The following is a 16685-nucleotide window of genomic DNA, read 5'->3' on the forward strand; positions in this document are numbered from 1 at the left end:
CGGCAGCGATCAGGCCGCGTTCTGGTCGATCCCCAATTCGCCGAGCTTGCGGTACAAAGTCGAGCGACCGATGCCCAGGCGGCGTGCGACTTCGGTCATGCGCCCGCGATAATGGCCGATCGCGAGGCGAATCACATCGGCTTCGATTTCGTGCAGCGGCCGCAGATTGCCGTCGGGCCGGAACAGCGTGACGCCGGCATGGCCCATATTGCCCGCCGGGGCCGACGGGCTGGCGCTGCGGCCTTCGGCCTGTTGCGCGATCTGGGGGAAATCCGAACGCGTCAGCGCATCGCCTTCGCACAGCACGGCGGCGCGGAAGAGCGCGTTCTGAAGCTGGCGCACATTGCCGGGCCATTCATAGGTGCCGAGCAGCTGAAGCGCCTCATCGGTTATGCCGAGCGGGCGAAGGCCCGGCTGTTCGGCGATTCGACCGAGCAGATGGCGCGCCAATGCCGGGATATCGCCGGTTCGGTCGCGCAGCGGCGGGATGGCGACCTGAACGACATTGAGCCGGTAATAGAGATCCTCCCGGAACCGGCCTGCTTCGACTTCGGCGGTCAACAGCTTGTTGGTCGCGGCGATCACGCGGACATCGACCTCGCGCCCATGGCGTGCGCCGATCGGCTGAATCTCGCCCGATTGCAGCACGCGCAGCAATTTGACCTGCGCCTCGAGCGGCATCTCGCAGACTTCGTCGAGGAAGATCGTGCCGCCATCGGCATCGACGAACCGGCCGATCTTGCGCTCGAAAGCGCCGGTGAACGAGCCTTTTTCATGCCCGAACAGTTCCGATTCGACGAGGTTGGAGGGAATCGCGCCGCAATTGACGGAGATCATCTCCTTCTTGTTACGCGGCGATGCGGCGTGAATCGCTTCGGCGACGACTTCCTTGCCGACGCCGCTTTCGCCTTCGATCAGCACCGGCACGCGGGCGCGCGCTGCCTTGGCCGCGATCGCCAGCGCGGCGCGGAATTGGGGCGCGGAACCGACGATTTCGTCGAAGCCGAGCGGATGCGAGAGTTTTTCGCTCAACGGGCGCAGTTCGCCCGCAGTCTTGCCGCCAACCGCGACTTCGAGCGCGGTGAGCAGCCGTTCGGGCGCCAGCGGCTTCACCAGATAGTCGGTGGCCCCGGCGCGCATCGCCGAAACGGCGCATGCGACCGAACCATTGGCGGTGAGCGTCAGGATCGGCAGTTGCGGGCGGCGGGCGCGCAATTGTTCGATCAGCATTCCGGCGTCGCAATCCGACGACCAGTCGTCGAGCAGAATGGCGTCGAGCGCCATCCCGTCGGGCGTGCCCAGCGTCGCGATCGCGGTTTCCGGATCGCCGGCAAAGATGGTGCGCCAGCCCCGGCGCGCAGTGATTGCCGCCACCAGACGCCGCTGCGCCGGTTCGTCGTCAATCAGCATCAGGAGTCGCTGCCCATTGCGCGTCATAGGCGATTCCTTCGTTCCCAACTGTCCCGTATCAGGGCGTTTGATACGCAATATGGGTAAAGGCGGACTTAAGCCTGCAAGAAGCCAAGCTGCACTTGTTCGGAAGGAACCTGCCGGTTAAGGAAACGGCAATTCTTGCGCATAGGGGAACAGCCGCAATGGGCGACAATGCCGAAATCCAGGTACATCAGAATACCTTCAACGGCTTCATGTCGATGGTGAAGATCGGAACGGTTGCCGTTGCGATCATCGTAGCCGGCGTCGTGATGCTGATCGCCAGCTGAGGTGCGGATCGCCGTCTTGAAGGAAACCGCCGCCGGTGAGCGGCGCGTTTCCGCAACGCCGGAGACGGTGAAGAAATTCATCGCTCTGGGCGCGACCGTGGCTGTGGAAGCGGGCTCGGGCGATACGGCGTCCTGTGCCGATGCGTCCTATACCGATGCCGGTGCCACGATCGGGAGCCGGGCCGAAGTGCTGGCGGACGCCGATATCGTGCTGGGCGTTCAGGGCCCGGCGCCCGACAGCCTTGCCGGGCTGAAGCAGGGCGCATGGATCGTCGCCGGCCTCAATCCCTTTGGCGAGCGCGAACGGGTCGATGCCTATGCGCAGCTTGGCGCCGAGGCGCTGGCGATGGAATTCATGCCGCGCATCACGCGCGCGCAGTCGATGGACATATTGTCCTCGCAGTCGAACCTGTCGGGATATAAGGCAGTGCTCGACGCCGCGTCCGAATATGGTCGCGCCTTTCCGATGATGATGACGGCGGCGGGCACGGTTTCGGCCGCCAGGCTGTTCGTCATGGGCGTCGGCGTCGCGGGGCTTCAGGCGATCGCCACGGCGCGCCGCCTGGGCGCGCAGGTTTCGGCGACCGACGTGCGCGCAGCGACCAAGGAGCAGATCCAGTCGCTGGGCGCCAAGCCGATCTTCGTCGAGAATGTCAAAGGCATCGAAGGCGAAGGCACCGGCGGTTATGCCACCGAAATGTCCGACGAGTACAAGGCGGCACAGGCCGAGCTGGTATCGAGCCATATCGCCAAGCAGGACATCGTCATCACCACCGCGCTGATCCCGGGTCGCGCGGCGCCGCGCCTGATCACCGACGCACAGGTCGCGACGATGAAACCGGGCAGCGTGATCGTCGATCTGGCCGTCGAACAGGGCGGCAATGTCGAAGGGTCGGTTGCCGGCGAGGTCGTCGAAAAACATGGCGTGAAGATCGTCGGCCACAAGAATGTGCCGAGCCGGCTCGCCGCAGACTCCTCGGCGCTGTTCGCGCGCAACCTCTACAACTTCCTGTCGGCCTTCTGGGACAAGGATGCCGGCAGGCCGGTATTGCCCGATGGCGACGAGATCGGCGACGCGATCCGGCTGACCCGCGACGGCAAGGTTGTGAATGCCAGGTTGCTGTGATGCGGCGCGCCGTTGCCTTGACCTGCCGTTCCGGCGGGGCGGCGACGGTGCTGGGCGCGGCAATGTCGTTGTGCGCATGCGGACCGAGCGCCGGCGATACTGCGATGCGTGAATGCCGTCAGCTGGTGAGCACCAATCTGGGCGGGGGTTCCGAATTCGAGGAACGTTCGACTCGCGCCACCGAGCTGGAGGATCTGACGATCCTGCGCATCGATTTCGAAGGCGTGAATACCTTCAATGCGCGGGTGGAAGGCATGGCGCTGTGCGTCTTCTCGCGCGATAAAGGCGGCGCGATGCGGCTGCGTCCGGAAATGTCGTCGGTTTCGGTGCAGGGCCGCAATGCGGTGCAGCCGATACCGACAAACGGGGGATAACCGATGGACTTTATTGCGATCCTTTCGATCTTCGTCCTGGCGTGCTTTGTCGGCTATTATGTCGTCTGGTCGGTGACACCGGCGCTGCACACGCCGCTGATGGCGGTTACCAATGCGATTTCGTCGGTGATCATCGTCGGCGCGCTGATCGCCAGCATGGCGGCGGGGCAGGAAGTCGCGAAGTGGCTGGGGCTGGTCGCGGTGGCGCTTGCCAGCGTCAATATTTTCGGCGGGTTCGCTGTCACCGAGCGGATGCTCGCCATGTACAAGAAGAAGGAGCGCCCGGCAGCCGCGAAGAAATAGGCGCCGGGCACAATAATCGTCGCTCCCGGACGGTCGGGAGCCCATGTTTCTCTCCACAATCGCAGCAGATGACGATGGAGAGATCGGCCCCTGTCTTTGCAGGGGCGACGTTCAGGGGGTAGGAATAGGATGCACGAAGCCGCACCGGTAAATCCTTGGGTGGCGCTCGCTTATCTGGTGGCGGGCATATGCTTCATTCTCGCGCTGCGCGGGCTTTCGAGCCCCGAAACGAGCCGCCGCGGCAATCGATACGGCATGGCCGGCATGGCGATCGCAGTCGTCACGACGCTGGCAACGCATCATATCGCGAGCCCGATCGAGCTGGCCGCCGCCATCGGCATCGGCGGTGCCGTGGGCTGGATGACCGCGCGCCGTATCGCGATGACTGCGATGCCGCAGCTGGTTGCGGCGTTTCACTCGCTTGTCGGCCTTGCCGCCGTGCTGGTTGCGTGCGCGGCGTTCCTCAATCCCGGTGCGTTCGGGATCGCCGAGGGTGGCGTGATCTTTCCGGTCAGCCGGGTCGAAATGGGGCTGGGCGTCGCGATCGGCGCGATCACCTTCTCGGGCTCGGTGATCGCGTTCCTGAAGCTGAACGGCAATATGAGCGGCAAGCCGATCATGCTGCCGGGTCGTCACGTCATCAACCTGGGCGTGCTGGCCGGGATTTTGGGGCTTGTTGCCTATTTCACGCAGGATCAGGCGCCCTGGATCTTCTGGACCGTCACGATCCTGAGCTTCGTCATCGGCTTCCTGCTGATCATTCCGATCGGTGGCGCGGACATGCCGGTCGTGGTTTCGATGCTCAACAGCTATTCGGGCTGGGCGGCGGCGGCGATGGGCTTCACGCTGCATAACAGTGCGATGATCATCACCGGCGCGCTGGTCGGATCGTCGGGTGCGATCCTGTCCTACATCATGTGCAAGGCGATGAACCGCAGCTTCATCAGCGTGATCGCCGGCGGCTTTGGCGCCGAAAGCGGCGGCGGTGGTGCTGGCGGCGAGAAGATCGACCGCCCGTGGAAGCGCGGCAGCGCCGAGGATGCGGCGTTCCTGATGAAGCAGGCCGAACAGGTGATCATCGTTCCCGGATACGGCATGGCGGTGGCGCAGGCGCAGCATGCGCTGCGCGAAATGTGCGACAAGCTGAAGGAAGAAGGTGTTTCGGTAAAATACGCCATCCATCCCGTGGCGGGGCGTATGCCCGGGCATATGAACGTGCTGCTGGCCGAAGCGAACGTGCCCTATGACGAAGTGTTCGAGCTGGAAGATATCAACAGCGAATTCAGCCAGACCGATGTCGCATTCGTGATCGGCGCGAACGATGTGACCAACCCGGCTGCCAAGACCGACAAATCCTCACCCATTTACGGCATGCCGGTTCTCGACGTCGAAAAGGCCAAGACCGTGTTGTTCATCAAACGATCGATGGGCGGTGTCGGCTATGCGGGTGTGGACAACGAGGTTTTCTACCGCGACAACACGATGATGCTGCTCGCCGACGCGAAGAAGATGGTCGAGGAAATCGTCAAGGCTCTGGACTGACCCGGAGCGGCGATTTTCCCGAACCATTTTTGACGTGCTGGCGCAGTACACTTCGCGGGGGGAAGTTGCATGTCACTTGTCGGAAAGATCGTAAGCGGCTCGACCAGACTGATTTTCGAGCGGCCGGGCTCGATATTGATGTGGGGCCTGTTGCTGCTGGTGGGCATGGTCGGGATCGTATTGATCCTGTTCGCGATGCAGAGTGTGCTGGTCGGTCGCGATCCCACCCAGCCGGTTTCGCCCGGTGCCGGAATCATCGTGCAGCTGATCCTGCAACTTTTGTACATGGCGCTGACGGCAGTGATCGGATCGGCGGTTTTCCGCGCCGCACTTGACCGCGAGAACGCCCGCGGGTTCTCGATCCGGTTCAGCGCCGACGAACTGCGCGTTTTCGCGCTGCTCGTCATCATGTTCCTTCTCTATTGGCTCGGCGCGATCTTTCTGGGGCTGGTCATCGGCTTTCTGAGCAGCTTTTTCACCTTTGCCAGTCAGGGGGACATGGGTGTGCTGCGCTGGCTCACGGTCGGTTTGTGGCTCATTCTGACGGGATTCATGCTGTGGGTCTGGGTGCGGCTGTCGACGGCGCTGCCGCTGGTGCTGATCCGCAAGCGCATTTCGATCGATAATGCATGGGATCTGACGCGCGGTCATTTCTGGCAGTTGCTGGCGGGATATCTGATCGTCGGATTGATTGCGGTCGGGATTATGCTGGCGTTGCTCTATCCGTTTTTCGGTGACCTGTTTCACGCGTTCGCCCTGTCTTTCGTCGATCCCGACGCGGCGCGCTATTCCTCGTCCCGGTTCATGGGGCGTCAGCTCAATGCGTCCGGGGCGGTCAGGATCGGGCAGGCGCTGGCGATGTGGCTGGCGGTCACGATCGCCTATGCCCTCAACTTCGCATCGGTTGCCACGGCGACTCGCTGGTTGTTGATTAAGGATGGCGAGCTCGAGGAGGACGAACTCTATTGAGCGAAGCGCGCGGCTATTGATCCGAAGTGGAGCAAATGCCGTGCGACCGCCTATTCCGTCGCCAAATAACCTCCGGAATGGATATTTTTGAACTAACCATTTCGGAGGAACCCGGCAAATCTGGAACAGATGATGAACTCACGGGGCCGACCATGACCGCAACGACATCGCAAATGCTCTCGGATAGCTATGATCTGCGCGGGTCCGCGATCCTGATCGCCGACGCGGGATGCGACGATGCGGGGTTGCGTGCGGCAATCGACGCCGCGGGATTGCGCGAGATCGCCGGAGGCGACTGGAACGCGGCAGTCACGCGGATCGATACGAGTGCCGACGTCATCCTGATCGAAACAAGCGGGCGCGACGTTGCACAGGCCGAGCGGGTGTTCGACAATGCGATTGCCGCCGCGCGCGCGGGCGGCGCGGCGGTGCTGGCGACCGTGCCGCAATCGATGCTCGACGATGTCGCCGGCCGCTGGTTCGACGGCGCGCTGGCATTGCTGTGCGAACCCGGGCCTGCCGACCGCGTCCTTGCGCTGAAACAGTTGTTGCAGCGGCGCGCGCTGCGTTTGAACGATGTCACGCGCGATGCCGAGGCGGCGCGGCTGCAGCGGCTGAACGAGGAAGTCGCGCGCATCGCCGACACGCTGGTCCGGCTGACGCGCGGCGACGAACCGGATGTCGGCGCGATTGCGCTGCGCGAACCGCCAAGCGGCTATCGCGGACCCGATCAGGGCAACGGCCATGCCGTCGATATCAAGGCGGAGGAAATCCGTGCCGTCATTCGAGCGCGACGGATGCGCGGGCAGTTTTTCGGCGACGAGCTCTTCGCCGATCCCGCCTGGGACATGCTGCTCGACCTGTTCGCCGCCGAACTGGAGGGGCGGCGCGTGTCGGTATCCAGCCTGTGCATCGCGGCGGCGGTGCCGCCCACCACTGCGCTACGCTGGATCGGCGGCATGCATGACGCCGGGCTGTTCGAACGGCATGCCGATCCGGACGATCGGCGCCGCGCCTATATCGCGCTGAGCGCCAAGGGACGCGACCAGATGCGCGCCTATGTCGCGACGCTCCGCAAACAAGGGCTGACGCTCGTTTGAATGCGAGGCACTTGTCCCGGTCGCATTAGGCTGTATTAGGCGCCACACGCGATCGGGCGGTTAGCTCAGTTGGTAGAGCATCTCGTTTACACCGAGAATCATCGCGGCCTAACTGTTTGGAATTACGATATTAAATCGACTGTCCGACTTTTGTTCGGGATTATTCCGGGACCTTCTGGCTTCGATGACGCGGAAACCCTTTTCCATGATGAGACGCTGCACGTCTTCGATTACGTCGGATCGCCTGAACCACTCGCCGCGAACGCGAGCTTGAGAGAACAGAGCGTGCACTTCGCGCTCTGCCTTTAACGAACCGGGGATGACGCCAAGCAATTTAAGTTGCTGCGGCTGGGCGGTCTGCAGGCTTGCAATCCGTTTTGTCGGATCCTTTGCCCAACCGATCTTTATGTGGCCTCCACTTCCGACTTGCACGAAATAGACCCACCCGATTTTCCATCCGAGTTCGATTCGTTCTTCCTCTGTCATAAGCTCCCGCTTCGATCAGTATCATCCTCGCTTGGCCTTCCGCTCACCGAAACCGGAATGGCTTTCAGAAGCTTCCAACGCGTTTCGCACGTCGTCGTCCAACACATGGGCATAGCGCAGCGTTGTTGAGATGTGGCGGTGTTTGAGCGCTTCCTTGGCAGCTGCCAGTGAGCCGGTGGCACGGACGATTCGGGTGCCACGGGTGTGGCGAAGGTCGTGGAAACGGAAGTCTTCAATCTCAGCGGCTTTCTTTGCCGCAGCCCAGGCGCCGCGCAGCGCGGTTTTCGTCATCGGATAGCGTTCGCCCTTTTTGCGGGCGGGGTGTTTTCGGCCCTTTTTGTCGCGCTTCACCTCTGCTTTGTCGACCTGGGCGATATAGGTGAACACAAACGGACAAACCTTTGGCTGATTGGCAATGATCGCGATCAGCGTGGGCGTCAGCGGTCGGCGAATGATGTCGCCACCCTTGATCTTAGTCTGTGCCTGGCGTGCGTCGAAGTCGACATCCTTCCAGCGCAGGCCGATCACTTCCGCCTGGCGCCAGCCCGATTTGAGCGCGAAGTCGCAGACGTCGATCAGATCCGCCCGGAGCTGTTCAAACAAGCGTGGTTCCTCCGAAATGGATAGTTCGCGCGGCGGCTTTTTGCTGCCCTTCAGGAACAGAAGCTTCCATTCGGGCATGTCGCCGATGTCGAACTTTGCGCCAGCGGCGCGGCGCCACACGGCACGGCAATTTTCCACTTCGCGATTGATGGTCGCATTGCTGCGGGTGGCGCGACGGCGCGCAAAGAAGCGTTGCAGATCGAGTTGAGTGATTTCCGACAACAGCCGATTTGCGCCCAGCCCTTCGATCAGCGCCTTCAGCATGTAGCGGGTGGTTGACCAACTGGTCTGATGCTCTGCATGGTCCTGATACAGGCCGCATGCTTCATCGAGTGTAATGGGCGGCTTTTCGCGAATGTCGAGAATCGCATCGCTGCGGACTCGGCTTTCGAATGCTAGGGCTTCGCGCTTTGTTTTGAGCCCTGTCGAGCCGTGAAAGCGAGTACCCTTCCAGACGAAGTCGTATTGGAAATACGGCGAGTTTTTCGGTTTGTAGACTGACATGCGGGCGTGTCCTGTCGGGCGCGAGCAATAAACGACTCGAGATCGTCGACCGTGTAGCGAACCGCGCGCCCGATCAAGATGTAGGGCAGTCGGCCCGCCTGACGCTCCTTGCGCAGGGTTTTGGTGCAGAGGCTCAACCGCTCGGCGGCCTGTTCCTCGGTGAGTAGAAGCGGGGTCATGTGAGCGGATCGAAGCCCGCAGCGAACCGGCGGCGCATATATTCTGGCCATTCCATGCGCCCGGCGGCGCGATATTCGTCGCGGTAACGCTGGATCAGCGTGTTGTGATGATTGCTGGCCTCGCGTCCCGCCTTGCGCGCTTCTGAAGTTCCGCGTGTGCCGTTGCGCGTGATGCGCGCGACGATCGACAGCGGCGTCAGGACGCGCCCGCGCGTCGTGGCGCGATTGTTCCAGGCGGTGTTGTGCGCAGGCGTGCAGAACAGCTGATTGGCGCGGTTCGGTTCGAACGGCTTCATGCATTCGGGGCAAGGACGCGGTGCCCATCCACCCTCCTGCTGACCGGGCGTGCGGTTATGGCCCATTCTGGAGCACGCTTGTAACAAGGGAGTGTCGACCTTGTTCACGCTGCGGCATTCCGCGCCGCGCGATCGGCGCGTGCCTGCTGATTGCAGCAATGGAGGAAGCGGATCAGTGCGGTATGGGCGCCGGGGCGATAGGGCTGGTGATAATGGGCCAGTGTCGCGAGACGCGCGGCATAGCGCGCCAGCGCCAGATCGTCGGGGCGGGTGGCGACGAGGCGTTCGGCCGCCTTCACTGCCCATGCGAGGTCGGCGCGGATTTCGGCGTCACAGGCATGCACTTCGGGAATGTCGCGATGTTCGTCGACGGCGGCCCAGATGGTGGCGAGCGTCGCGGCGACCTGGGCGCGGGCATCGGCGGCGGCAGGCGCGAGCTTGCCGGATTTGACGAACTCCGGATCGGTGCGCGCGCGATCGTCGCGCAGGCGTTCCGCCGTGGCGCGCAGCGTTGGCCAGTCGCCGATATAGGGGGTGGCGGGGGTCATGCGGCGACATCTTCCGCTTCGCGCGTGTCAGCGTTCGCGAACTGTGCGCGCACCAGTGCCTCGGCGATGGGCGGACAGACGCTGTTGCCGCATTTGGCGACCTGCGCCGTCTTGGTTATGGGATCGCCGTTGCTGTCGCGGTCGATCACATAATCGGGCGGAAATCCCTGCGCATTGAAAAGCTCGCGCGGGGTGAGCATGCGCATGCCGATATCGACAATCACATATTCCTCGCCTTCGACCGTAACCGTGATGACGCCGAAGCGATCCTGCACCGTGACGGTGCCAAGCGGACTATCAAGTCCGTGGCCGTCCTGTTCGTTGCCGTAATATTTGATCAGGAAGGCGCGGACCTCAGCCATGTGGGTGCCGCCTGCGCTGATCGTGTGCAGCGGTTCGTCGGTCGCCTGACCATGAGCACAGGTGCCGCGCAGCTTGACCAGATTGCTGGTGACGACGCGTTGTTGCGAGCCGGTCGTGGCGACCGTCGAGAGCGGCGCGTCGGCGGCACGGCCGGAAAGGCGGTCGTTGCGCGGCCCGCCGTTCGCTTGCTCTATATGGGCGCTAACGACCTCGTGTCGCGGCGCACCAGCCATAACGGTGTGCAGCGGATCGCTCGGCTCATAGCCTTGGCCGTTCTGCGAGAACTTCTGCATGAACGCGGTCACCGCCGCGTGCTTGGCCCCGCCGGCTACCACCGTGCCAAGCGGCTTCTCCGGGTCGATTGCGCGCGGAGCCTGTCCTTCGCGTTCGCCATAGCCGGTTTGCACCAGAGACGCTGCAACGACGCAGTTGTGGTCCTTCAGCGATGCAGTGACGGTGTGCAGCGGTTCTTGAGGATCGAACGCCCTAGCGGCTCGCGTATTCTTGAACGCAGTCCCAACAACAACGGGCGCGCATTTCGCTTCGACAACACCCAACGGTGCGGACCCGCCTGGTCGCTTAATGAAGCTGTTGGCGGTGACGGTCGGCACGGGCTCGCATGCGCCACTGCCGATCGCACCGTTCCGAAACTTCGTCACATGCGGCATGATTACGGCGTGTTCGCCGCGATTGGCGCCGGTGACGGTCGACATCGGTGTATCGATCGTCGCACCGCGAGCGCCTTCACCATGGTGTGTCAGCGGGACGATGAACGGGCGCGGGTTTTCGACCACGAATTTCATGATGCCATGCGCGATGCGGCGCAGCGTCTTGTCTGCCAGCGGCTTTTTGCGCTCGAAGATCGACGGGCAGGGGATCGACCAGTCGATTATATCTGCGGCGGTGCGCCAGTGTGGCAGATTTGCCGCCGGCACTTTGAACCCCGCCGCGCGCTGGCGCTTTCGCCAGGTCTGAAATTCCGCGTCCGAAGGCGGGCGGTGAGTCGGTTCTGGCCAGACGATCGGGTTGCCGTCGCGTCGGGCGATCATGAAAAATCGCTTGCGGATCGTCGGCGCGCCGTAATCGCAGGCGCGCAACTCGCGAAACTGGAGCTTGTAGCCCGCGCGGCGCAGGGCGCGTTGCCATTTGTCGAAGGTTTCTCCCGCGCGTTCCTTTATCGGGCGACCTTCATCGCAGAGCGGCCCCCAGGTGCGGAATTCCTCGACATTCTCCAACAGGATCACGTCGGGTCTGACGCGTTGTGCCCATAGAACCACCACCCATGCGAGATCGCGGATCGACTTTTCGCGGGGCTTGCCGCCCTTCGCCTTGCTGAAATGCTTGCAGTCGGGGGAAAACCACGCGAGCTGCACCGGGCGCCCTTCACAGACTTCCTGCGGGTCGATCTGCCAGATGTTGTTGCGGATATGGCGGGTGTCGGGATGGTTGACCTCGTGCATCCGGATCGCCTGTTCATCGTGATTGATGGCGATATCGACGGCGCGGCCCAACGCGGCCTCGATGCCGGTGGACGCGCCGCCGCCGCCGGCGAAATTGTCGATGATGAGAGGGGTCATGGCGTCACCCCCAACCGCGGGTTCGCTAGTCGCAGGAGTGTTTCCGCGTGACACCAGTCACTGGTGAGCGGGCACCAGCATTGCAGATTGCGCCCACGAAGCTGCGGCAATGCGGCGATCAGCCGATCGCGCCAGCGACGGAGCGCAAAGACCTCAGCTTCGCTGAACACTCCGATCCGCAGCAGGGTCGAGGGGTCGAGGCTGCCCGTCACCCATGCGCGATAGAGGATCACGCTGCGTTTGTGACCGATCCGCGCGCGACCCGAAAAGGGGTTGGACCACAGCGTGGGGCGTCCGACATACACCGCGCCGGGTGGCGTGAAATTGAAGCGCCGACGTGTCCGCTGAATGCGGTGCGGGATATCAGATCGCGGCGCGAATGCGCCGTTGATCGCCGGGCCTATGCCCGGCGATCCTGTGGCGGCAGCGGGACGGTGGATGACAGTCATGCCAACGCCGTCGCGTTAATTTCGGCGTCGATAAGAGCGAACAGCGTATCTGCGATCTTTCGAGTAGCCGCCGCCCTAGCCGCCGCCGCCCTAGCCGCCGCTTCCGCCGCCAGAGCCGCCGCTTCCGCCGCCAGAGCCGCCGCCCTAGCCGCCGCCGAACGACCCGCCGCCGCCGCCCTAGCCGCCGCTTCCGCCGCCAGAGCCGCCGCCCTAGCCGCCGCCGAACGACCCGCCGCCGCCGCCCTAGCCGCCGCTTCCGCCGCCCTAGCCGCCGCTTCCGCCGCCAGAGCCGCCGCTTCCGCCGCCCTAGCCGCCGCCCTAGCCGCCGCTTCCGCTGCCTTTAGATCGCCTTTGCCCTGGAGCGCCTCGATAACCTGCTGCGAAGCCGCCGTAACCTGTTGCCAATAATCAGGCGCTGGCGAAGGGATTGCAGGCGTTGCCGCCTCGATCGCCTGACGTACCGTCGCGATGAGCAGGCCGGTATGAATGCGGTTCCACGCCGCCCCGTCGAGTGCCACCATGGCATCGATGCGCGTGGCAAAGTTTTTGAACAGCCACGGAACATCCGCCTCGGGCACATTATCGTCGAGGTGGGGCATCAATCCGAACAGCCATTGCGGCAGCAGGCCGGTCGGGCATTGGTCGGTGCTGGTGATATCGCCGGGCTTTCCGAACGCAGCGGCGAGGCAGAGATATTCGCGACCGTCTTCGCCCTGACGATACCAATCGCCGCGCAGCCAGCGTTCCTCGGCCACGACGGATTTGAAGAGAGTAACCGGATTTTCCGGCGCATTTGTGGTGATTTCGTTGGTCATCGACAGGCTCCTGATGGCGGATGAAAAATGTCAGGGTGTGACCGGCCCGGCCTCGACGGGTCGGTCACTGGGGGATTGCGCCACCGGGGTGCGGTGCGACCCGTGGGGTTGGTCGAGGCTGGCGCGGGGGATCATGGGGCCATCTCCGGTTCGGAACTGGCTGAGCCATTCCAGTCGTGGGTGCCGTTCAGATGGGCTTCGGCGTCGTGACGGAGCTGATCGCGGGCGACAATGCGCTTTGCCTTTGTCGCAATGGTGATCAGCGCGCGCAGGCGCGGGGGAATGCGGCCCCAGCAATCGGCACAGAAATATTCCCATTTCTGGCGCGGGCGGGCGCATTTGCGGCGGCGGCAGATGCAGGGGCGCGTCATCGATCGATCCCCAAGCCGAGATACTTAAGGACGGCCAGCACAGTGATCGCAAAGAGCGTGATGCTAACGGCAGTGCCGATGCGTTCGACGAAGCGCTGCATTTCCAGCTGGGCCTTGCGATCGTCTTGGGGAGGGTGCGGGCGACGGTTCATGGCAGCAGGCCCGATTGCATCGCCGCCATGGCGAGAACGATGCCGACGCCGACCAGTGCGACGATGCGGGTCGCACGATCTAAGCGCGGAGCCCAGCGGCGGCGCCAGTCGCGCGCGAGCATCGTCTTGCCATGCCAGCGGGCATCGTGCCGGTGCCATTCGGACGGGCAGTGCCAATTGTCGCGGCCCGTGCTGGTGAAGCGGGGGCTGAGCATCACGCGCGCTCGGCCGCTGGGCAGCTGCCGACGTGATGGTGGATGCTGAAATGCCGGCGGATGGTTTCGACGTGTTGGCGCAGATCGGCGATGGCCGTGCCGGCGCCGTTCAGCGCTGCATCGAGCGCGGCGAAATCCGGCGCGGGTTCCGGCGCACGGGGTTCGGGAAGTTCGGGTAGCGTGTCCATGCCTGCCTCCGACTGGTTCGGAGGCTGGTGTTATGTCGTCGTATGATGACAGTCAAGCGATATTGTCGGCAAACGCCGACAGTCAGAAAGCGACCAGCTCCTCCCACGGGATGATGCGGTGCATGTGTGCGACCTGTTTCCGGTCGACGCGGAAAGTAAGCGGTGGGTTGAATTGCTCCAGTTCGAGGTAGGTGGGGGCAGCCTTCACAAGGCGTTTGGCGAGGACAGTGTAGATTCGTTCGCCATCGTCATCGGGCTTGCGCAGCTGAACTACGACATAGTCGCGCGACCGGGGCGTTCGTTTGGGATCGACATAGGCCACCTCGCCCGGCTCATAGCGCGGCTCCATCGACGTGCCGTTGAAATAAATCGCGTAAACGTCGCGACGGCGGTCGAGTGAGGCCGGACGCCTTACGTGATCGACGACTTCATCATCGAGCTGCATGGTTTCGACGAACACCTGCGCTCCGTCGCCATCAAACTCGCGATCGGCGCACTGGGCAGTGCCGCGAACCGGAACGTCCTTCGGGCGATCATCGCCGCGAAACGCCAGTCGCGGTGCTTGAACCGCCTTGGGCGCAGGTTCTTTCTCATCAGCGCGGATGCCCGCTTCGAATTCGGCAAAAGTGACACCAATGGCGTCGAGCAGTTTCGAGATCGTCGCGTGGTTCGCGGCATTGCGTTTTCGGATATTGGCAAAGACGCCGCGATTGACGCCTGCGCGCAAAGCCCAGGCGTTTTCCGACAGGCCTGCGGGCTTTACCGCCAGCAGTCGCTCGTAAAGGGTGGTCGGGTCAGAAGCCATCATGTCGGCAATAGCTGACAATCGGTGATTTCTCCCTGTAATCCTTTGCCGACATATTTTGCTTGCAATGTCATCGTATGACGACATATCAAGCGGGGCTATGGACATACCCACGCCCCCCGAATTGATTGCCACGATCGAAGGCTTTCTTTCCCGCCATGGAATGGCCGAGTCCCGTTTCGGACGTGACGCGGTTGGCGATCAAAACCTCTTGGCAAATCTTCGCGCCGGGAAGCGGATGCCCGGTCTGATAAAGCTCAATCGGATCGCCGATTTCATGACGGCGAGGGACGCTGAGCTGGTCAGTGCGGATCATGCCGCAAGTGATACGACCGCATTGGGCGCAACGTCATGCTGATCGGCGGGCACTTCACGCAATCCACTACGAAGCGTCGCTGCGCAGCGGCTCTGGCGGATTTGAAGCGCGACCGAGAATGGTCGAACAGCGATCTGGCCGATGTGCTGGGATGCGGCGAGGGCACGGTTCGCAATCGTCTGGCCGATGATGATCCGGCCAATCAGATGCCGGTCCATGAGCTGCGCCGCCTGATCGCGGCGGGCGAGGGCAGCACTGTGAACGCGATCCTTGCCGATCTGGGCGTGCATATCGAGCCGGATCATTTCGGCAATCCGACCGATGCCCTGCAGGCGGCGGCGGCCGCTTCGCGCTGTTCGGTCGCGCTGATCGAGGCGGCGCCCGACGGCATCGACGGCAAGGAATGGGCAGCGTTGCTGCCGCTTCTGGAAGATGAAGAGCGCAAGATCTCGGCGTTGCTTGCCGAGGGACGACGTATGCTGGCGGAGGGCAGGCAATGAAGCGCAAGATGCATTTGACGGCGAAGGTCCCGAATGCGGGGGCGCATCGGCTTGCCTGGTGGCTGGGCGCGCAGGGCGACGGTGCGTTCGATGCGCTCGCAAGTAACGCAATGATCGACACCGCCATGATCGACCGCATTATCGCCGGGCAGTTGCTGCCGGGGCACGAAATCGGGCTGGCCGTGATGCAAGCGACAGACGGCGCCGTGATGCCGCGCGATTTCTATCGCGCCAGCGATCGAGGATGGTTCGAGCGTCCTGCGGCGCGTGAAGTTGACCGGATGGCGGCGTGACCATGGCGGGGGTGCTCAACACTGTCGCGCGCGTGCCGCTGGCTGCGGAGGTCGACGAGCTGGATCACTGGGTATCGATTGCCCTTCCGGGCGAACGCTGCATCTATGCGACCGGGCCGGAGCTGCCGCGCGGCGCGCCTGCCGTGTCGCGGGCGCGCATTCTAGCCGAAAGCGGACTGGTAACGTTGACGACACAGGCGATTGTCGGCGGGCGCAATTTCATCGCAGTGCGGTGCGCGATCGATCCGAACAAGCCGGTGGTCGATCGCCACGTGCCGCCGCAGGAAGATGCGCTGGCAGAAAAGGTGCTGGCGCGGCTGCGCCGGGCGGCGAATTTTTCGCAGCTGTGCCCGACCAACGCCGAGCTGGCGCGCGATTGCGGCCTGAAAGACGCCGATGCCGCCAGTTACCGCATCAAGAAGCTGATCCGCGAACGGAAGATCCGTGTGGAGGATCAGGGGCCGAACCGGCGACGGATCGTGACGATCGTGGCGACCGGGCGACGCACCGTGCCGGGAGCGTTGTGATGGGAGCCGTGGCGGGCATGCGGCAGCAACCCCAGGCCGATCAGATCGCGGAGATGATGGCGCTTACCGAACTGAGTCGCCAGCGTCCCCTATCCCCCGAAGAGAGTGAGCGATTGGGCGAACTGATTCAGCGGGAACAGCGTCGTGCGCGATATCGCCCCGCGCGCATCGCAAAATTGCGGGCCGAACTGGAATTGCTCGAAGCGCTTGAGATTGCGGATCGGGGAGGAAACGCCGTCCGCGAAGCGGAATCGGCGTCAGTATCGGCGGTCGACCTTTCGGCCGACGCGCTGGGCCAATGGCGCCTTCCTCAGTCGAGGGCCGCGTAGATGGTTGATATCGTGGATATGGCGCAGGCAATTG

26 protein-coding genes are annotated in these 16685 nt (G+C 63.3%); 12 read left to right on the plus strand and 14 right to left on the minus strand.

Annotated elements, in window-relative coordinates; all coding sequences use genetic code 11:
- Positions 1-9: 9 nt before the first annotated feature.
- A complete protein-coding gene (locus DKB74_RS11825) occupies positions 10-1437 on the minus strand; it encodes a sigma-54-dependent transcriptional regulator (RefSeq protein WP_109808378.1) in 1428 nt (475 codons plus the stop codon).
- 95 nt (positions 1438-1532) lie between these two features.
- On the opposite strand from DKB74_RS11825, the gene DKB74_RS11830 reads away from it, so the two are divergent.
- The 7 genes from DKB74_RS11830 (at position 1533) to DKB74_RS11860 (ending at position 7135) form a co-directional block, all read left to right on the plus strand.
- Entirely contained in the window at positions 1533-1721 is a 189-nt protein-coding gene (locus DKB74_RS11830) for an aa3-type cytochrome c oxidase subunit IV (RefSeq protein ID WP_275658169.1), read from the plus strand.
- A gap of 1 nt (position 1722) precedes the next feature.
- Positions 1723-2847 carry a Re/Si-specific NAD(P)(+) transhydrogenase subunit alpha gene (locus tag DKB74_RS11835; RefSeq protein WP_109808380.1) on the plus strand — a complete coding sequence of 375 codons (1125 nt, stop codon included), beginning with the start codon at positions 1723-1725 and terminating at the stop codon, positions 2845-2847.
- Positions 2848-2951: 104 nt separating this feature from the next.
- Positions 2952-3221: a hypothetical protein gene (locus DKB74_RS11840; protein WP_161956854.1), complete on the plus strand. Its 270-nt coding sequence runs from the start codon at positions 2952-2954 to the stop codon at positions 3219-3221.
- 3 nt (positions 3222-3224) lie between these two features.
- Positions 3225-3524, plus strand: a complete 300-nt coding sequence (locus DKB74_RS11845) for an NAD(P) transhydrogenase subunit alpha part 2 (protein ID WP_109808382.1) — start codon at positions 3225-3227, stop codon at positions 3522-3524.
- A gap of 129 nt (positions 3525-3653) precedes the next feature.
- On the plus strand, positions 3654-5066 hold the full coding sequence (locus tag DKB74_RS11850) for an NAD(P)(+) transhydrogenase (Re/Si-specific) subunit beta (protein ID WP_109808383.1): 1413 nt from the start codon (positions 3654-3656) through the stop codon (positions 5064-5066).
- Between the two features lie 69 nt (positions 5067-5135).
- On the plus strand, positions 5136-6035 hold the full coding sequence (locus DKB74_RS11855; RefSeq protein ID WP_145960970.1) for a hypothetical protein: 900 nt from the start codon (positions 5136-5138) through the stop codon (positions 6033-6035).
- A gap of 152 nt (positions 6036-6187) precedes the next feature.
- A complete protein-coding gene (locus tag DKB74_RS11860; RefSeq protein ID WP_145960971.1) occupies positions 6188-7135 on the plus strand; it encodes a helix-turn-helix domain-containing protein in 948 nt (315 codons plus the stop codon).
- Positions 7136-7243: 108 nt separating this feature from the next.
- Here DKB74_RS11860 and DKB74_RS11865 read toward each other — a convergent pair whose 3' ends face one another.
- The 13 genes from DKB74_RS11865 to DKB74_RS11920 all read right to left on the minus strand — a co-directional run bounded on the left by DKB74_RS11865 (position 7244) and on the right by DKB74_RS11920 (position 14794).
- Complete coding sequence (locus DKB74_RS11865; protein WP_109808386.1) at positions 7244-7621, minus strand: GIY-YIG nuclease family protein; 378 nt, start codon at positions 7619-7621, stop codon at positions 7244-7246.
- Between the two features lie 21 nt (positions 7622-7642).
- Complete coding sequence (locus tag DKB74_RS11870) at positions 7643-8728, minus strand: tyrosine-type recombinase/integrase (RefSeq protein ID WP_109808387.1); 1086 nt, start codon at positions 8726-8728, stop codon at positions 7643-7645.
- Complete coding sequence (locus DKB74_RS19145) at positions 8620-8958, minus strand: helix-turn-helix domain-containing protein (RefSeq protein ID WP_109808388.1); 339 nt, start codon at positions 8956-8958, stop codon at positions 8620-8622. Before DKB74_RS19145 ends, DKB74_RS11870 begins: the two co-directional genes overlap by 109 nt.
- Positions 8904-9203: a hypothetical protein gene (locus DKB74_RS11880; RefSeq protein ID WP_109808389.1), complete on the minus strand. Its 300-nt coding sequence runs from the start codon at positions 9201-9203 to the stop codon at positions 8904-8906. Before DKB74_RS11880 ends, DKB74_RS19145 begins: the two co-directional genes overlap by 55 nt.
- Positions 9204-9307: 104 nt before the next feature.
- Positions 9308-9751: a hypothetical protein gene (locus DKB74_RS11885; protein WP_109808390.1), complete on the minus strand. Its 444-nt coding sequence runs from the start codon at positions 9749-9751 to the stop codon at positions 9308-9310.
- Positions 9748-11691, minus strand: coding sequence for a DNA cytosine methyltransferase (locus tag DKB74_RS11890; protein WP_109808391.1), 1944 nt, complete (start codon positions 11689-11691; stop codon positions 9748-9750). Before DKB74_RS11890 ends, DKB74_RS11885 begins: the two co-directional genes overlap by 4 nt.
- Positions 11688-12140: a DUF4326 domain-containing protein gene (locus DKB74_RS11895; RefSeq protein WP_109808392.1), complete on the minus strand. Its 453-nt coding sequence runs from the start codon at positions 12138-12140 to the stop codon at positions 11688-11690. The genes DKB74_RS11890 and DKB74_RS11895 overlap by 4 nt, the downstream gene beginning before the upstream one ends.
- Positions 12137-12955 carry a hypothetical protein gene (locus tag DKB74_RS18710; RefSeq protein ID WP_154670832.1) on the minus strand — a complete coding sequence of 273 codons (819 nt, stop codon included), beginning with the start codon at positions 12953-12955 and terminating at the stop codon, positions 12137-12139. The genes DKB74_RS11895 and DKB74_RS18710 overlap by 4 nt, the downstream gene beginning before the upstream one ends.
- A gap of 131 nt (positions 12956-13086) precedes the next feature.
- On the minus strand, positions 13087-13326 hold the full coding sequence (locus DKB74_RS11905; RefSeq protein WP_109808393.1) for a hypothetical protein: 240 nt from the start codon (positions 13324-13326) through the stop codon (positions 13087-13089).
- The gene (locus tag DKB74_RS18715; protein ID WP_154670833.1) at positions 13323-13478 is read right to left on the minus strand and encodes a hypothetical protein; all 156 of its coding nucleotides are present in this window, start codon (positions 13476-13478) and stop codon (positions 13323-13325) included. Before DKB74_RS18715 ends, DKB74_RS11905 begins: the two co-directional genes overlap by 4 nt.
- Positions 13475-13696, minus strand: coding sequence for a hypothetical protein (locus tag DKB74_RS11910; RefSeq protein WP_145960973.1), 222 nt, complete (start codon positions 13694-13696; stop codon positions 13475-13477). The genes DKB74_RS18715 and DKB74_RS11910 overlap by 4 nt, the downstream gene beginning before the upstream one ends.
- Positions 13693-13881 carry a hypothetical protein gene (locus DKB74_RS11915; protein ID WP_109808395.1) on the minus strand — a complete coding sequence of 63 codons (189 nt, stop codon included), beginning with the start codon at positions 13879-13881 and terminating at the stop codon, positions 13693-13695. Before DKB74_RS11915 ends, DKB74_RS11910 begins: the two co-directional genes overlap by 4 nt.
- A gap of 82 nt (positions 13882-13963) precedes the next feature.
- The gene (locus tag DKB74_RS11920) at positions 13964-14794 is read right to left on the minus strand and encodes a S24 family peptidase (RefSeq protein ID WP_109808396.1); all 831 of its coding nucleotides are present in this window, start codon (positions 14792-14794) and stop codon (positions 13964-13966) included.
- Here DKB74_RS11920 and DKB74_RS18625 point away from each other — a divergent pair.
- The 5 genes from DKB74_RS18625 to DKB74_RS11945 are packed head-to-tail and all read left to right on the plus strand — an operon-like array spanning position 14787 to position 16651.
- Positions 14787-15044, plus strand: a complete 258-nt coding sequence (locus DKB74_RS18625) for a hypothetical protein (protein ID WP_145960974.1) — start codon at positions 14787-14789, stop codon at positions 15042-15044. The two genes, DKB74_RS11920 and DKB74_RS18625, sit on opposite strands and share 8 nt — an antisense overlap.
- Positions 15045-15103: 59 nt before the next feature.
- Positions 15104-15502: a hypothetical protein gene (locus DKB74_RS11930; RefSeq protein WP_145960975.1), complete on the plus strand. Its 399-nt coding sequence runs from the start codon at positions 15104-15106 to the stop codon at positions 15500-15502.
- Entirely contained in the window at positions 15499-15795 is a 297-nt protein-coding gene (locus tag DKB74_RS11935) for a hypothetical protein (protein ID WP_109808399.1), read from the plus strand. Before DKB74_RS11930 ends, DKB74_RS11935 begins: the two co-directional genes overlap by 4 nt.
- Positions 15792-16322: a hypothetical protein gene (locus tag DKB74_RS11940; protein ID WP_145960976.1), complete on the plus strand. Its 531-nt coding sequence runs from the start codon at positions 15792-15794 to the stop codon at positions 16320-16322. The genes DKB74_RS11935 and DKB74_RS11940 overlap by 4 nt, the downstream gene beginning before the upstream one ends.
- Positions 16323-16339: 17 nt before the next feature.
- On the plus strand, positions 16340-16651 hold the full coding sequence (locus tag DKB74_RS11945; RefSeq protein ID WP_145960977.1) for a hypothetical protein: 312 nt from the start codon (positions 16340-16342) through the stop codon (positions 16649-16651).
- Positions 16652-16685: the final 34 nt, after the last annotated feature.

Origin of the sequence: Stakelama portus, assembly GCF_003171655.1 — a bacterium.
Taxonomy (GTDB): Bacteria; Pseudomonadota; Alphaproteobacteria; order Sphingomonadales; family Sphingomonadaceae; genus Sphingomonas; species Sphingomonas portus.

Bases quoted from the DNA above. Each gene is read 5' to 3' on its own strand.
- DKB74_RS11825 (WP_109808378.1), bottom strand. From the start codon at position 1,437: ATGACGCGCAATGGGCAGCGACTCCTGATGCTGATTGACGACGAACCG.
- DKB74_RS11840 (WP_161956854.1), top strand. From the start codon at position 2,952: ATGCGTGAATGCCGTCAGCTGGTGAGCACCAATCTGGGCGGGGGTTCC.
- DKB74_RS11845 (WP_109808382.1), top strand. From the start codon at position 3,225: ATGGACTTTATTGCGATCCTTTCGATCTTCGTCCTGGCGTGCTTTGTC.
- DKB74_RS11850 (WP_109808383.1), top strand. From the start codon at position 3,654: ATGCACGAAGCCGCACCGGTAAATCCTTGGGTGGCGCTCGCTTATCTG.
- DKB74_RS11855 (WP_145960970.1), top strand. From the start codon at position 5,136: ATGTCACTTGTCGGAAAGATCGTAAGCGGCTCGACCAGACTGATTTTC.
- DKB74_RS11860 (WP_145960971.1), top strand. From the start codon at position 6,188: ATGACCGCAACGACATCGCAAATGCTCTCGGATAGCTATGATCTGCGC.
- DKB74_RS11865 (WP_109808386.1), bottom strand. From the start codon at position 7,621: ATGACAGAGGAAGAACGAATCGAACTCGGATGGAAAATCGGGTGGGTC.
- DKB74_RS11870 (WP_109808387.1), bottom strand. From the start codon at position 8,728: ATGTCAGTCTACAAACCGAAAAACTCGCCGTATTTCCAATACGACTTC.
- DKB74_RS19145 (WP_109808388.1), bottom strand. From the start codon at position 8,958: ATGGCCAGAATATATGCGCCGCCGGTTCGCTGCGGGCTTCGATCCGCT.
- DKB74_RS11880 (WP_109808389.1), bottom strand. From the start codon at position 9,203: ATGAAGCCGTTCGAACCGAACCGCGCCAATCAGCTGTTCTGCACGCCT.
- DKB74_RS11885 (WP_109808390.1), bottom strand. From the start codon at position 9,751: ATGACCCCCGCCACCCCCTATATCGGCGACTGGCCAACGCTGCGCGCC.
- DKB74_RS11890 (WP_109808391.1), bottom strand. From the start codon at position 11,691: ATGACCCCTCTCATCATCGACAATTTCGCCGGCGGCGGCGGCGCGTCC.
- DKB74_RS11895 (WP_109808392.1), bottom strand. From the start codon at position 12,140: ATGACTGTCATCCACCGTCCCGCTGCCGCCACAGGATCGCCGGGCATA.
- DKB74_RS18710 (WP_154670832.1), bottom strand. From the start codon at position 12,955: ATGACCAACGAAATCACCACAAATGCGCCGGAAAATCCGGTTACTCTC.
- DKB74_RS11905 (WP_109808393.1), bottom strand. From the start codon at position 13,326: ATGACGCGCCCCTGCATCTGCCGCCGCCGCAAATGCGCCCGCCCGCGC.
- DKB74_RS18715 (WP_154670833.1), bottom strand. From the start codon at position 13,478: ATGAACCGTCGCCCGCACCCTCCCCAAGACGATCGCAAGGCCCAGCTG.
- DKB74_RS11915 (WP_109808395.1), bottom strand. From the start codon at position 13,881: ATGGACACGCTACCCGAACTTCCCGAACCCCGTGCGCCGGAACCCGCG.
- DKB74_RS18625 (WP_145960974.1), top strand. From the start codon at position 14,787: ATGGACATACCCACGCCCCCCGAATTGATTGCCACGATCGAAGGCTTT.
- DKB74_RS11920 (WP_109808396.1), bottom strand. From the start codon at position 14,794: ATGTCCATAGCCCCGCTTGATATGTCGTCATACGATGACATTGCAAGC.
- DKB74_RS11935 (WP_109808399.1), top strand. From the start codon at position 15,499: ATGAAGCGCAAGATGCATTTGACGGCGAAGGTCCCGAATGCGGGGGCG.
- DKB74_RS11945 (WP_145960977.1), top strand. From the start codon at position 16,340: ATGCGGCAGCAACCCCAGGCCGATCAGATCGCGGAGATGATGGCGCTT.